At 66.4% G+C, this 13126-nt stretch carries 11 protein-coding genes; 4 read left to right on the top strand and 7 right to left on the bottom strand.

Annotated elements, in window-relative coordinates:
• Window positions 1–57: 57 nt before the first annotated feature.
• Complete coding sequence (locus Ga0080574_RS18435; RefSeq protein WP_076703082.1) at window positions 58–918, top strand: arsenate reductase/protein-tyrosine-phosphatase family protein; 861 nt, start codon at window positions 58–60, stop codon at window positions 916–918.
• Here the strand turns inward: Ga0080574_RS18435 and Ga0080574_RS18440 are convergent.
• The 7 genes from Ga0080574_RS18440 to acs all read right to left on the bottom strand — a co-directional run bounded on the left by Ga0080574_RS18440 (window position 818) and on the right by acs (window position 9467).
• Window positions 818–2224 (bottom strand): 3'-5' exonuclease, encoded by a 1407-nt coding sequence (locus tag Ga0080574_RS18440; protein WP_076703084.1) that lies wholly within the window; start codon window positions 2222–2224, stop codon window positions 818–820. The two genes, Ga0080574_RS18435 and Ga0080574_RS18440, sit on opposite strands and share 101 nt — an antisense overlap.
• The gene (locus Ga0080574_RS18445; protein WP_076703086.1) at window positions 2221–2727 is read right to left on the bottom strand and encodes a hypothetical protein; all 507 of its coding nucleotides are present in this window, start codon (window positions 2725–2727) and stop codon (window positions 2221–2223) included. The genes Ga0080574_RS18440 and Ga0080574_RS18445 overlap by 4 nt, the downstream gene beginning before the upstream one ends.
• Window positions 2728–2751: 24 nt before the next feature.
• Window positions 2752–4575: a putative nucleotidyltransferase substrate binding domain-containing protein gene (locus tag Ga0080574_RS18450; RefSeq protein ID WP_076703088.1), complete on the bottom strand. Its 1824-nt coding sequence runs from the start codon at window positions 4573–4575 to the stop codon at window positions 2752–2754.
• Window positions 4576–4685: 110 nt separating this feature from the next.
• The gene (locus Ga0080574_RS18455) at window positions 4686–6467 is read right to left on the bottom strand and encodes a sodium:solute symporter family protein (RefSeq protein ID WP_076703090.1); all 1782 of its coding nucleotides are present in this window, start codon (window positions 6465–6467) and stop codon (window positions 4686–4688) included.
• 6 nt (window positions 6468–6473) lie between these two features.
• Window positions 6474–6737, bottom strand: coding sequence for a DUF4212 domain-containing protein (locus tag Ga0080574_RS18460; RefSeq protein WP_076703092.1), 264 nt, complete (start codon window positions 6735–6737; stop codon window positions 6474–6476).
• Window positions 6738–6804: 67 nt separating this feature from the next.
• Entirely contained in the window at window positions 6805–7491 is a 687-nt protein-coding gene (locus tag Ga0080574_RS18465; protein WP_076703095.1) for an adenylate kinase, read from the bottom strand.
• Window positions 7492–7496: 5 nt separating this feature from the next.
• A complete protein-coding gene (acs, locus tag Ga0080574_RS18470; protein WP_076703097.1) occupies window positions 7497–9467 on the bottom strand; it encodes an acetate--CoA ligase in 1971 nt (656 codons plus the stop codon).
• 433 nt (window positions 9468–9900) lie between these two features.
• Between acs and dctP the strand changes: the two genes are divergently transcribed.
• The 3 genes from dctP to Ga0080574_RS18485 all read left to right on the top strand — a co-directional run bounded on the left by dctP (window position 9901) and on the right by Ga0080574_RS18485 (window position 13050).
• Window positions 9901–10917, top strand: coding sequence for a TRAP transporter substrate-binding protein DctP (gene dctP, locus Ga0080574_RS18475; protein ID WP_076703099.1), 1017 nt, complete (start codon window positions 9901–9903; stop codon window positions 10915–10917).
• Between the two features lie 106 nt (window positions 10918–11023).
• The gene (locus Ga0080574_RS18480; RefSeq protein ID WP_076703102.1) at window positions 11024–11656 is read left to right on the top strand and encodes a TRAP transporter small permease subunit; all 633 of its coding nucleotides are present in this window, start codon (window positions 11024–11026) and stop codon (window positions 11654–11656) included.
• Window positions 11653–13050 (top strand): TRAP transporter large permease, encoded by a 1398-nt coding sequence (locus tag Ga0080574_RS18485; RefSeq protein ID WP_076703104.1) that lies wholly within the window; start codon window positions 11653–11655, stop codon window positions 13048–13050. The genes Ga0080574_RS18480 and Ga0080574_RS18485 overlap by 4 nt, the downstream gene beginning before the upstream one ends.
• Window positions 13051–13126 lie beyond the last annotated feature (76 nt).

Raw genomic sequence — 13126 nt, forward strand, 5'->3', positions numbered from 1 at the left:
TGCGGCGCGGGCGGATATTAACCGCGTCTTCAGGGGCGTGGCGCTAAGCCTGCCGCCATGGATGCGGGCTTTCTCACCATGCTGTCTCTGCTCGGCGCGCCATTGCGGGCGCGGCTCTTTGCGCTGCTGGTGGCGCGGCTGCCGCATGCGATGGGCGCGGGAGAGATCGCCCGCGCGCTGTCCGTCCCGCCCTCGACCCTCTCGGCGCATCTCGCGGCGCTGAGCGATGCGGGGCTGCTGGAACGGTCGCGCGATGGCCCCTCGCGATTCTACCGCGCGGCGCCGGAGCGGCTGGGCGAGGCGCTGGGCTGGGCGGCGGAGGATCTCTGCCTCGGGCGGGCCGGGCGCGGGGCGCGCCGCCTGCCGCCCGTGCCGCGCCTGCTGTTTCTCTGCGAGGACAATGCCGCGCTGTCGCTGATGGCGGAGGCGCTGGCGCGCCGCCGGCTGGCGGGGCGGGTCCAGGCGGCCTCGGCGGGGCTGACGCCCGCGCCCTCGGCCGATCCGCTGACGCTGGCGCTGCTGGCGCAGCGCCGTCACGATCTTGCGGCGCTCTATCCGAAACCGCCCGGGGCGGCTGCGCCGCCCGATCTCGTGATCGCGCTGGGGCCGCGCGCCGCCGATTCGCTGCCGCTGGCGGGCCTGTCGGCGCTGTGCGCCTATTGGCCGCTGACCCCGCCGCCCGCGAAAGGCCCGCTCATCCCCCGCGCCATCGCGCTGCACGCCGCCTACCGGGCGCTGAACAGCCGGATCACCGCGCTGCGCCGGCTGCCGCCGGGCGGGCTGCCGCGTGCCGCCGCGCAGGCGGCGCTCGACGATCTCAGTTCAGGTCTTCCAGCAGCCGGCCATGTTTGCGCGTCTCGTCCAGCACCGCGCCGAAACGGGTCATCCCGCGCGCCTCCAGCATCGGCAGCATCCTGACCAGCACCTGCGCCGTGGCATGGGCATCCCCCAGCGCGGTGTGGCGCAGCGCCGCCGGGATCTCGACGCCCAGCCGCTCGCAAAGCGCATCCAGCGTGTGGGTCTGGCTGGCGCCGAACAGCACCGCCGAGAGCAGCACCGTATCGAGGATCGGATGGTCCCAGACCACGCCCATGCGGTCGCGGTGGCGGCGCAGGAAGGCCATGTCGAAGGGCGCGTTATGCGCCACGATGACCGAGCCCTTGGCAAAGCGGTGAAAGCGCCGCCCGGCCTCGGCGATATCGGGCTTGCCGCGCACCATGGCGTCGGTCACCTTGTGCACCCGGGTCGAGCTGGGCGGGATCGGAACCCCCGGATCGACCAGCTGGTCGATCACCTCGCCGGGCACGATGCGCCCGTTCAGCACCCGCACCGCGCCGATCTGCACCACCTCGTCCTTGTGCGGCAAGAGCCCCGTGGTCTCGGTATCGAACACCGTGTAGCTCAGCGCCGAGAGCGGCGTGTCCTCGATGCTGGCGGGGGCATCATGGTTCAGCAGGTCGAAATCATAGACCAGCGGGCGCTCGGCCTCTGGCGGCATGTGCGTCTCGGCACCCTCGATCACCATCATGTAGCCGCCGCCCTCCATCGGCTTCAGCCGCGCGTCATAGCTCTGCGCGCCGTCCACCCCCTCGGCGGTAAAGCGCACCTCGCGCCCGGTCTTGTGCATCCGGGTCACCGCGGCCTCCAGCCCCGATGCCTCGAAATAATCCGACAGCGGCGCGTTCAGGCGTGGCACATGCAGCTGTGCCAGCACCTCCGCCGCCTGACCGTCATAGAGCACGATCTGCCCGCGCGGGCTCACCAGGATCATCGCCACCGGGATCTCGGTCAGCAGCGCGGTGAGCCGGGCCTTTTCGATGCTCAGCCGCTCGGTCTCCAACGCCACCCGCTGCGCGCTGTCGAGCGTACCCTCGGTCAGCCGCTCGGAGACCGCGCGGGCGGCATGGGCGAGATCGCCGAGATAGCGCGCCGCATGGGTGTCGACCTCGCGCGATACCCCGGCGTGGGCGCGCATGCGCATCTCGGCGGCGAGCTTCTCGATGGGCTTGGCGACATTCTCGTCGAAGAGCAGCCAGACCCCGACGCTGAGCGCCAGCAGCGCCAGCACCGCGACGATGGCGGCAAAGACAAAGCCGTCGGCGACGGAGGTTTCCGCCACGCGCGCATGCCCGGCCCAGAGCGCCAGCAGCACCGCCGCGCTGCCGCCGAGCGCGAGCAGCCCGAAGAACAGGAAGATCCGCAGCCGCAGGCCGAGCTTGCTCATGCGCCGCCCTCCGCGCAGACCGCCGCGACAATCGGGTCGTCGCTGCCCGCCTCGCGCCAGACCGGCGCGCCGCCATCGCCGCCGGCGGGATCGGCGCGGCGGTGGTTGACGCAATCCACCATCATCTCGACCGCCTGCACCGGCTGCCAGCGGGCGAAGAAATAGAGATCGGCAAGATAGAGCCCCTCGGTCTCGCGGTTGGCGACGCGGGTGCCGCGATCGACGGCGATGAAGCGGTCGACCATCGGCACGACATAGGTCCAGGGCCGGTAGAGCGCGCGCGATTCATGCACCGTGGCGACCTCGACCCCCTCGGGCAGCGCGCTGGCGGTGCGACCGTACCAGCCGTATTCGCTGGCGATCGCGGCGGCGATCATCGCGGTGCCGGCGCCCACCGGCATCAGCCAGCGGGGCAGGCGCCCGCCCATCAGCTTGTTGAGCAGCATCACCGCGCCGGCGCCGGCGAACCCCGCGACGAAAACGGCGATCAGTTCCAGAAACATGGTTTCTCCTCCCCTTGGTCCGGCTCAGCCCAGCATGCCGCGCCCATGCCCCAGCGCCGATTGCAGCGATTTTATCACCACGAAGGCATCGCGCAGATGACTTCGCTCAAAATCCGACAGGTCGGCGGGGGCGAGATAATTGTCGGGCGCCGCGCCGCGTTTCACCTGCGCCGCCTGATGTTCCAGCCGCGTTTCGGCGATGAGATCGTAGGCATCGAGCAGATCCTGCCCGCCCGAGCCCGAGAGCTTGCCCGCCGCCACCGCCGCCTCCAGCCGGGCGCGGGTATTGACCTCGGTAAGCTCGCCCTGAAGCGCATAGACCCGCGCCATGTCGACCACCGGCACCACGCCATTGTGCTTGAGATCCAGCGTGTTCTTGTGCTCGCCCGAGCGGATCGTGGCAAAGCCGCGCAAGAGGCCCAGCGGCGGCGTGTGTTTCAGCGAGTTGGCGATCATGTGCGAGACGAAGATCGAGTTCTTCGCGGCCTTCGCCAGCGTCTCTTCCTGGAGATCCTCGAAGAGCGATTTGCTGCCGCCGATGGGGCGCAGGTCGAACATGACCGAGGCCAGCATCTGCGCCATCGGATCGGGCTTGGCGATCCATTTGGCGAAATAGCCGCGCCAGGTGCCGACGCGCTGACACCATTGCGGATTGGTCGCCATCATATCGCCGGGACAATAGTAATATCCCGTCTTATCAAGGCCATCCGAGACGAATTTCGCCATTTCCCGAAAGTACGAAAGATCGTCCTCGGTGGCGCTGTCGTCGAGAAACAGGCAATTGTCCTGATCCGAGACGCCGGTTTGTTCCTGCCGCCCCTGCGATCCGCAGGCGAGCCAGAGATAGGGCACCGGCGCCGCGCCCAGCCTGTCCTCGGCCAGCGCCAGCAGGCGCCGCGTGACGGTGTCGGCAATGTCGGTGATGAGCCGCGTCACCACCTCGTGGCGGTTGCCGCTGGCCACGAGCTGCGCCAGGAGCTGCGGGATGCGGGCGGTGACCTCGGCCATCTGTTCGGCGCTGTCCGCGCGGGCGATCTCGGCCACTAGCTCGGCGGAGCTGACCGCCTGAAACCGCGTCAGATCGGTCTGGGTGACGATGCCCACCAGCCGGCCGCCCTCGGTCACCGGCACATGGCCGATATGGCGCTCCATCATCATGTGCAGCACGTCCGAGCCGATGGCCGAAGGGGGCAGGGTGAGCGGCTCGGCGGTCATCACCTGCGCCACCGGCGTGTCGAAAGACAGCCCGCCGCCCACCACCTTGCCCGAGACATCGCGGATGGTGAGGATGCCCTTCAGCGCGGGCCCGTCGGTGATGCAGACCGAGGAGACGCGGCGCTCGGCCATCAGCTTTGCAGCCTCCTGCACGCTGGTCTCGGGCGGCAGGGTGAGCGGCTTTGCCGCCATCAGCGTCTCGACCCGGGAATGGGCGAGGTCGGTCTTGCGCGGCTTGGCGGCGCGCGAGCGGTCGAAGAAGCGCTGCGCGGCGGGGTGCTCCTGCACCAGCGCGTTGAAGGCATAGACCGGCAGCATCAGCAGCAGCGTTTCCTCGACCGTGCGGGCCGAGGTGGCGGCGATGCCGTCGCGGGTCAGGCCGCGCTCGCCAAAGGAATTTCGCGGGCCGAGCAGGGAGACGACGACATCGTTCTCGTCGCGGATCTCGACCTGTCCGGAATGAATGAGATAGAGTCCGTCGAGCGGCTGGCCCACGGCATAGATCGGTTCGCCCGCCGGCAGGCGGCGCTGCACGAATTGCGGCAGCATCCCCTCCAGCGCGTCGCTGTCCAGCGTGTCATATGGATGGACGGCGCTCAGGAAACGGTGGAGCTCTTCGGGTGCGATGGGCATCGGTCGGCCTCCGGAAGGGCGCGGGCGGCGGGGAAAGAAAACCCCGCCCCGGCTTGGCGCGGGACGGGGGAAGGGTAGGGGAAAGGCCGCAGGACGGCCAGACCCTTGGCTTAGTGGTCCTGGGCGGCGCCGGCGCCGCGCGGCACGCGCACGCTTTCCACCAGCTCGGAGATCTCCTGCGGGATCGGCTTTGTCGCCTTGGAGACGATGAAGGCCACCGCGAAGTTGATCACCGCGCCCACCGCGCCGAACGAGGTCGACTTGATGGTGCCGAGCAGCGGTTCGGCATCGGTGAAGGAGTTGGTGCCCGGGATGAAGAACCAGCCCTTGTGCAGGAAGATATAGATCAGGGTCACGATCAGACCGGCGAGCATGCCCGCCACGGCGCCCTTGTTGTTCACCTTGGTAAAGATGCCCATCATGAGAACCGGGAAGATCGACGAGGCCGCGAGGCCGAAGGCCAGTGCCACGGTCTGTGCCGCAAAGCCCGGCGGGTTCAGACCCAGCCATGTGGCGACGACGATGGCCACGGCCATGGCGACCCGGGCAGACATGAGCTCGCCCTTTTCGCTGATGCCCGGGTTGAGCTGGCCCTTGATCAGGTCGTGCGAGACCGCCGAGGAGATCGCCAGCAGCAGACCGGCGGCGGTGGAGAGCGCGGCGGCGAGGCCACCGGCGGCCACCAGACCGATCACCCAGCTGGGCAGGTTGGCGATTTCGGGGTTGGCCAGAACCAGGATGTCGCGGTTGAAGTTGGTCAGCTCGTTCTCCGAACCCCAGCCGGCTTCTTCCATCGCGGCGACGGTTTCGGCGTCGGCATCGTTGAAATAGGCGATGCGACCGTCGCCGTTCGCGTCGTTCCAGCCCAGCAGGCCGGTCTGCTCCCAGGTTTTCATCCAGTTATAGGTGGGATCGCTCTCGATGGTCTCGACCGCGACCGGCTCGCCCGAGGCGCCTTCCGGCCAGAACTGCTGGGTGATGTTCAGGCGCGCCATGGCGCCCACCGCCGGGGCGGTCAGGTAGAGCAGCGCGATGAAGACCAGCGCCCAGCCGGCGGACCAGCGTGCATCGGCCACCTTGGGCACGGTGAAGAACCGCATGATGACGTGCGGCAGGCCGGCGGTGCCGATCATCAGCGACAGGGTGAAGAGCACCATGTTGAACGTGTCGCCGTTATGCGCGGTGTATTCCCTGAAGCCGAGATCGGTGACGATCTGGTCGAGGGTCTGGAGCAGCGGCGTACCGCTTTCGGTCGAGCCGAAGAGACCCAGCGCCGGGATCGGGTTGCCGGTCAGTTGCAGCGAGATGAAGATCGCCGGGATCGTATAGGCGAGGATCAGCACGCAATATTGCGCCACCTGGGTGTAGGTCACGCCCTTCATGCCGCCGAACACCGCATAGGCAAAGACGATCACCGCACCGATCAGCAGGCCGGTGGTGCTGTCCACTTCGAGGAAGCGGCCAAAGGCCACGCCCACGCCGGTCATCTGGCCGATCACATAGGTGGTCGAGGCGATGATCAGGCAGAGCACCGCGACCATGCGCGCGGTCGGGCTGTAGAACCGGTCGCCGATGAATTCCGACACGGTGAACTTGCCGAACTTGCGCAGGTAGGGCGCCAGAAGCAGCGCCAGCAGCACGTAGCCGCCGGTCCAGCCCATGAGATAGGTGGAGTTGTCATAGCCGACAAATGCGATGAGGCCGGCCATCGAGATGAAGGAGGCGGCCGACATCCAGTCGGCGGCGGTCGCCATGCCGTTGGTGACCGGGTGCACGCCGCGGCCGGCGGCGTAGAATTCCGATGTGGAGCCCGCGCGGGCCCAGATCGCGATGCCGATGTAGAGCGCAAAGGACGCGCCCACGAACAGCAGGTTGATGGTAAACTGATCCATGACGCGTTACTCCTCGTCCACGCCGAATTCTTTATCGAGCTTGTTCATCCGGAAGGCGTAGAAAAAGATCAGCACCAGGAAGACCAGGATGCTGCCCTGCTGCGCGAACCAGAAGCCCAGATCGGTGCCGCCGACCATGATGCCCGAGAGCATCGGGCGCAGCAGGATGCCGAAGCCGAACGAGCAGATGGCCCAGATGATGAGGCTTACGATGATGATGCGCAGGTTGGCCTTCCAATAGGCCTCGCCGCTCGATGTTTGATCCGCCATGCGCGGGTCCCTCCTCTCCTTGATACATAACCCGCCCCCCTTGCCGGAGGCGGCGCTGCGGCGGCCCTCAGCGGGCCGTCGCGTCCTCCACGATCGTGCCGAGATCGGCGGCGATCTTGTCGATGGCGCCCATCGCGTCGATGCGCGACAGGGCCCGTTTCTCCTCGTAATAGCCGATGAGCGGCGCGGTCTGGGCGTGATAGGCCTCCAGACGGCTGGCCACGGTCTCGGCCTTGTCGTCGGCGCGGCGCTTCATTTCGGTGCCGCCGCATTTGTCGCAGACGCCCTCTTTGGCGGGCCGCTTGAAGCTGTCGTGATAGCCCTCGCCGCAGGCGGCGCAGGTGTAGCGGCCCGAGATCCGCTCGACCATCGCGGCATCGTCCACCTCAAGGCTGATGGCGGCGTTGATCTGCTGATCGGTCTCGGCCAGCAGCGCATCGAGCGCCTGCGCCTGCACGGTGGTGCGCGGGAAGCCGTCGAGGATCACGCCGCGGGCGCAATCTGGCTCGGCGAGCCGGTCGCGCAGGATGGCGATGACGATCTCGTCGCTCACCAGCCCGCCGGCCTCCATCACCGCCTTGGCCTGTTTGCCGGCCTCGGTGCCTTGTGCGACGGCGGCGCGCAGCAGGTCGCCGGTGGAGAGCTGCACGAGGCCGAACGTGTCCTCGAGCATGCGCGCCTGCGTGCCTTTCCCGGCCCCCGGAGGGCCGAGAAGGATGAGCACGGGGGCGGCGGTTACGGTCTGTCCGTCCATCTCCGTTACCCCTTGTTCGCGCGGTTTTCGATGAGGTCGTCGACGACGGAGGGATCGGCGAGTGTTGAGGTATCGCCGAGGGCGCCGAAGTCGTTTTCGGCGATCTTGCGCAGGATGCGGCGCATGATCTTGCCGGAGCGGGTCTTCGGCAGGCCCGGCGCCCACTGGATCAGATCCGGCGAGGCGATGGGGCCGATCTCGGTGCGCACCCAGGTGCGCAGCTCCTTCTTGAGATCGTCGGACGGCTCCACCTCGTTCATCAGCGTGATGTAGCAGTAGATGCCCTGGCCCTTGACCGGGTGCGGGTAGCCCACCACCGCGGCCTCGGCCACCTTGGCATGCGCCACCAGCGCCGATTCGACCTCTGCCGTGCCCATGCGGTGGCCCGAGACGTTGATCACGTCATCGACCCGCCCGGTGATCCAGTAATCGCCATCCGCATCCACCCGGCAGCCGTCACCGGAGAAGTAATAGCCCTTGTATTGCTGGAAATAGGTCTGCTCGAAGCGCTCGTGATCGCCCCAGACCGTGCGCATCTGCCCCGGCCAGCTGTCGGCAATCGCCAGCACGCCCTCGGTCGGGCGGTCCTCGATGATCTCGCCGCTTGTCGGCTCCAGCACCACGGGTTTGACCCCGAAGAACGGCTTCATCGCCGCGCCTGGCTTGGTCGCATGCGCGCCCGGCAGCGGCGTCATCAGATGGCCGCCGGTCTCTGTCTGCCACCAGGTGTCGACGATCGGGCAGCGGCCCTGACCCACCTTGTCGTTATACCAGTTCCACGCCTCCGGATTGATCGGTTCGCCCACGGTGCCCAGCACCTTGAGCGAGGATAGATCGCAACCGGTTACGAAATCGTCACCCTGGCCCATCAGCGCGCGAATGGCCGTCGGCGCGGTGTAGAACTGATTTACCTTGTGTTTTTCACAAACCTGCCAGAACCGGCTGGCATCGGGCCAGGTCGGCACGCCCTCGAACATCAGCGTCGTGGCGCCATTGGCCAAGGGCCCGTAAACAATATAGGAATGCCCGGTCACCCAGCCCACATCGGCGGTGCACCAATAGACGTCGCCCTCGTGGTAATCGAAGCTGATCTCCATCGTCATGGCGGCGTAAACCAAATATCCACCACTTGAGTGCACAACCCCCTTGGGCTTGCCGGTCGAGCCCGAGGTGTAAAGGATAAACAGCGGGTCTTCGGCGTTCATCGGCCGCGGCGGGCAGTCGGGGGCGGCGTGCTCCATGAGGTAGTTGAGGTCGACATCGCGGCCCTGGATCCAGGAGGTCTGGTCGCCGGTATGCTTGACGACGAGGCAGCGCACCTTGTCGGAGCAGTGCAGGAGGGCTGCGTCGGTGTTCGACTTGAGCGCGGTCTTGCGGCCGCCGCGCGGGGCGGTGTCGGCGGTGATGACGATCTTGGCGCCGCAATCGTTGATGCGGTTGGCCAGCGCGTCGGGCGAGAAGCCGGCGAAGACGATGGAATGGATGGCGCCGATGCGCGCGCAGGCCAGCATGGCATAGGCGGCCTCGGGGATCATCGGCAGGTAGATGACGACGCGGTCGCCGCGCATGACGCCCTGGGAGAGCAGGACGTTGGCCATGCGGTTCACCTTGTCGTAGAGCTCGGCATAGGTGATGTGCTGCGCGGGGTCTTCGGGGTTGTCGGGCTCGAAGATGATGGCGGTCTGGTTGGCGCGGGTCTTGAGGTGCCGGTCGATGCAGTTATAGGCGACGTTGAGCACGCCGTCCTCGTACCATTTGATATCGACCTTGCCGAACTCGAAGCAGGTGTTCTTGATCTTGGTCGGGCGCGCCATCCAGTCGAGCCGCTGCGCCTGATCGGCCCAGAACCCGTCCGGATCGCTCAGTGACCGCGCATACATCTCGTCATAACGCGCAGCGTCAACATGCGCCCCGGAAACAAAATCGGAAGACGGCGGGTAGGTGTCGGCGGCGGTGGTTTGAGCGTCATCCTTCATAGGAGATCCTCCCTATCTGAAAAGTCTCGAACGCCGCGATGCGGCATTTCCCATCCCTTGCCTGATCATACCGCCGTTCGAAAAGAATGAAATAAGTAACGGTAATATAAGTCTTTATTTGTAAATCATTTTCGTTAGCGTGCGTATGTTAGTAAAGTTTTTACCATCTGCGCCGGAAATTCCCATGGATTCAATGGGCTCCGCACCACATAGTGTAAACAATCATAGGGCGAGTTCCGGCAGCTTGACGGTTTGGTGGATCTCACGGGGGTGTGACAAATTGTTACGGAATGCCATTGTATACCTTGCGGTCGCCCAACGCCGCCGCAGGGCGACGTAACGGCGACTCGGGATCGGGGTTGCGTCGTTTGGCCGATGCTCTAACGTTCGCTGCCAAGGCGGTGGCAACCGCCGCGATTTGGGAGGAGAACCAATGAAACGACTGACGAGCACTGTATGCGTCTCGGCGCTGACCGTCGCCTTCGCCACCGAAGCCATGGCGACCGAATGGAACGTCTCGCTCTGGGGCAAGCGCCGCGCCTTTACCGAACATGTGCACAAGCTCGCCGAGCTGGTCGAGGAAAAGACCGATGGCGAGTTTACCATGAACATCTCTTATGGCGGCCTGTCGAAGAACACCGAGAATCTCGACGGCATCTCGATCTTCGCCTTCGAGATGGCGCAGTTCTGCGCCGGCTATCACCCGGACAAGAACCGCGCGATCACCGTGCTCGAACTGCCGTTCCTGGGCGTCAATACGCTCGAGGAGGAGCTGGCGGTATCGCAGGCGGTCTATGCGCATCCGGCAGTGGCCAATGAGATGGCGCAGTGGAGCGCGCAGCTGCTGATGCCTACACCGATGCCGCAATACAATCTCGTCGGCACCGGCGAGCCGCGCGACGAGCTGGCGGAATTCGACGGCATGCGGGTGCGCGCCACCGGCGGCATCGGCCGCGCCTTCGAGGCGGTGGGCGCCGTGCCCACCTCGATGACGGCCTCCGAGGTCTATCAGGCGATGGAGGCCGGCGTGATCGACACCGCTTCCTTTGCACAGCACGCGCATCTCTCCTTCGGCACGATCAACGAGGCCGACTGGTGGACCGCCAACCTCAACCCCGGCACCGTGAACTGCCCGGTGGTGGTGAACATGGATGCCTATGATGCGCTGTCGGATGCCGAGCGCGAGGCGCTCGACAGTTCGATCCCCGCGGCGCTGGACCATTACCTGGCCAATTACGGCGAGCTGCTGGCGCGCTGGGACAGCGTGCTGGAAGAGAAAGACGTCGAGAAGGTGATGATCTCGGAGGAGGAGCTGGACAAGTTCCGCGAGATCGCCGGCACGCCGACGCATGAGGCCTGGATCGAAGAGCTGAGCGCGCAGGGGCTTCCGGCGCAGGAGCTTTACGATCTGGTGATGACGACGCTGGAAGAGACCCGCGCGTCGAACTGACCCTGGCCAGGAGGGGCCGGGGCGGGGGACTGCCAGCCGCATCTCCGTGCCCCGGCCGTGAGCCGGGGCCTCTGCGTCCCCGGCGACCGCAAGGAAGGATCTCGCCATGGCCGGACATTCCGCCGTACTGACCGACGGATCGACGCTCAGCCGGCTCGACCGGGCGCTGGAGCGTCTCGAGCGGGTCGCCGCCTTTGTCTCGGGGCTGGGCGCCTTCGGGCTGATGTGCCTGGCGGTGATCTCGGTCGGCGGGCGCGAGCTCTTCAACGAGCCTTTGCGCGGCTATGTCGACTGGATCGAGATGGCGATGCCGCTGATCGCGATCTTCGGCATTTCTTATGTGCAGCGCAATGGCGGGCATATCCGCATGGATATCGTGGTGGGCAAGCTGAAGGGGCGGGCGCTCTGGCTGGCCGAGCTGTTCACCACCTTCGGGATCTTCGTGCTGATGGCGGCGCTGGTCTGGGGCAGCTGGGCGCATTTCGACCGCAGCTTCGATTTCGCGGCACCGATGTGGTCGCGCGATTCCACCATCGACCTCGGCCTGCCGCTCTGGCCGGCCAAGCTGATCGTGCCGGTGGCCTTCTTCATCATGTGCCTGCGGCTGGTGCTCCAGCTCTGGGGCTATGGCCGCGCGCTGGTGTTGGGGCTCGAGACGCCGGTGGCGGTGCCGCTGGTGCAGAGCGTGGCCGAGCAGGCGGCGGCAGAGGCGGAGCACATTCAGGGGCATGATGCATGACATCCATTGAAATCGGCCTCTGGGTCACGGGCGGGCTCTTTGTCATGGTGGTGCTGGGCATGCGCGTGGCCTTTGCCGCCGGGCTCGCGGGGCTGCTCGGGCTGGTCTGGATCTTCTGGGAAAAGCGCAGCTACGATCCCGAAATGCTGGGCTGGGCGATCTCTGTCGCGGTCAAGACCGCCGGTCAGGTGCCGCATGGCAAGGTGGCAAGCCAGGCGCTGAGCCTCATCCCCACCTTCATCCTGATCGGCTATCTGGCCTATTATGCCGGGCTCACCAAGGCGCTGTTCGAGGCGGCCAAGCGCTGGCTGGCCTGGGTGCCGGGGGGGCTCGCGGTTTCGACCGTCTTTGCCACGGCAGGCTTTGCGGCGGTGTCGGGCGCCTCGGTCGCGACCTCGGCGGTGTTCGCCCGCATCGCCATCCCCGAGATGCTCAAGATCGGTTACGACAAACGCTTTGCCGCCGGCGTCGTGGCGGCGGGCGGCACGCTCGCGTCGCTCATTCCGCCCTCGGCGATTCTGGTGATCTACGCGATCATCGTCGAGCAGGATGTGGGCAAGCTGCTGCTGGCGGGGTTCATCCCGGGCGCATTCTCGGCGGTGGTTTACGGCACGCTGATCGTCGTGCTGGCGCTGACCATCAAGGGGTTCGGCCCGCCGGTCAGGGGCTTCACCTGGGGGCAGCGCTTTGCGTCGCTGCCGGCGGCGCTGCCGATCGTGGCGGTGGTCGTGATCATCATCTTCTTTGTCTACAACCCGTTCGGCGATGCCTGGGGCACGCCGACCGAGGGCGGTGCGGTGGGCGCCTTCATCATCTTCGTCATGGCGCTGCTGCACGGCATGCGCGGGGCGGAGTTCAAGGACGCGCTGATCGAGACCGCCAAGCTCTCGATCATGATCTTCACCATCATCTGGGGCGTGTTGATCTATGTGCGCTTTCTGGGCTTCGCCGATCTGCCCTCGGCCTTTGCCGACTGGATCGCGTCGCTGCATTACCCGCCCATGGTGATCCTGATTTGCATCCTGCTGGCCTATGCGGTGCTGGGCATGTTCATGGACGCGATCGGCATGCTGCTGCTGACCCTGCCGGTGGTCTATCCTGCGGTGATGGCGCTCAATGGCGGCGAGGACGTGCTGGCTGCCGACAGCACCTTTGGCATGAGCGGAGAGATGTGCGCGGTCTGGTTCGGCATCCTGGTGGTCAAGATGGCCGAGTTCTGCCTCATTACCCCGCCCATCGGGCTCAACTGTTTCGTCGTCGCGGGCGTGCGCCCGGATCTGTCGGTGCAGGACGTGTTCCGCGGCGTGACGCCTTTCTTCATCGCCGATGCGGTGACCATCGGCCTGCTGGTGGCGTTCCCCGCCATCGTGCTCTGGCTGCCCTCGCTGGCCTGAGGCAGCCGGACATAAAAAACGGCGCCGCCCGGGAGAGGTGGGCGGCGCCGGTCTGTCGGCCGGGAGAGTGAGGCGG

Source organism: Salipiger abyssi, assembly GCF_001975705.1.
In the GTDB taxonomy this organism is placed as follows: domain Bacteria; phylum Pseudomonadota; class Alphaproteobacteria; order Rhodobacterales; family Rhodobacteraceae; genus Salipiger; species Salipiger abyssi.

Excerpts from the sequence above, each read along its gene's own strand:
- Ga0080574_RS18435 (WP_076703082.1), top strand. The coding sequence starts at position 58 with ATGGATGCGGGCTTTCTCACCATGCTGTCTCTGCTCGGCGCGCCATTG.
- Ga0080574_RS18440 (WP_076703084.1), bottom strand. The coding sequence starts at position 2,224 with ATGAGCAAGCTCGGCCTGCGGCTGCGGATCTTCCTGTTCTTCGGGCTG.
- Ga0080574_RS18445 (WP_076703086.1), bottom strand. The coding sequence starts at position 2,727 with ATGTTTCTGGAACTGATCGCCGTTTTCGTCGCGGGGTTCGCCGGCGCC.
- Ga0080574_RS18450 (WP_076703088.1), bottom strand. The coding sequence starts at position 4,575 with ATGCCCATCGCACCCGAAGAGCTCCACCGTTTCCTGAGCGCCGTCCAT.
- Ga0080574_RS18455 (WP_076703090.1), bottom strand. The coding sequence starts at position 6,467 with ATGGATCAGTTTACCATCAACCTGCTGTTCGTGGGCGCGTCCTTTGCG.
- Ga0080574_RS18460 (WP_076703092.1), bottom strand. The coding sequence starts at position 6,737 with ATGGCGGATCAAACATCGAGCGGCGAGGCCTATTGGAAGGCCAACCTG.
- Ga0080574_RS18465 (WP_076703095.1), bottom strand. The coding sequence starts at position 7,491 with ATGGACGGACAGACCGTAACCGCCGCCCCCGTGCTCATCCTTCTCGGC.
- acs (WP_076703097.1), bottom strand. The coding sequence starts at position 9,467 with ATGAAGGATGACGCTCAAACCACCGCCGCCGACACCTACCCGCCGTCT.
- dctP (WP_076703099.1), top strand. The coding sequence starts at position 9,901 with ATGAAACGACTGACGAGCACTGTATGCGTCTCGGCGCTGACCGTCGCC.
- Ga0080574_RS18480 (WP_076703102.1), top strand. The coding sequence starts at position 11,024 with ATGGCCGGACATTCCGCCGTACTGACCGACGGATCGACGCTCAGCCGG.
- Ga0080574_RS18485 (WP_076703104.1), top strand. The coding sequence starts at position 11,653 with ATGACATCCATTGAAATCGGCCTCTGGGTCACGGGCGGGCTCTTTGTC.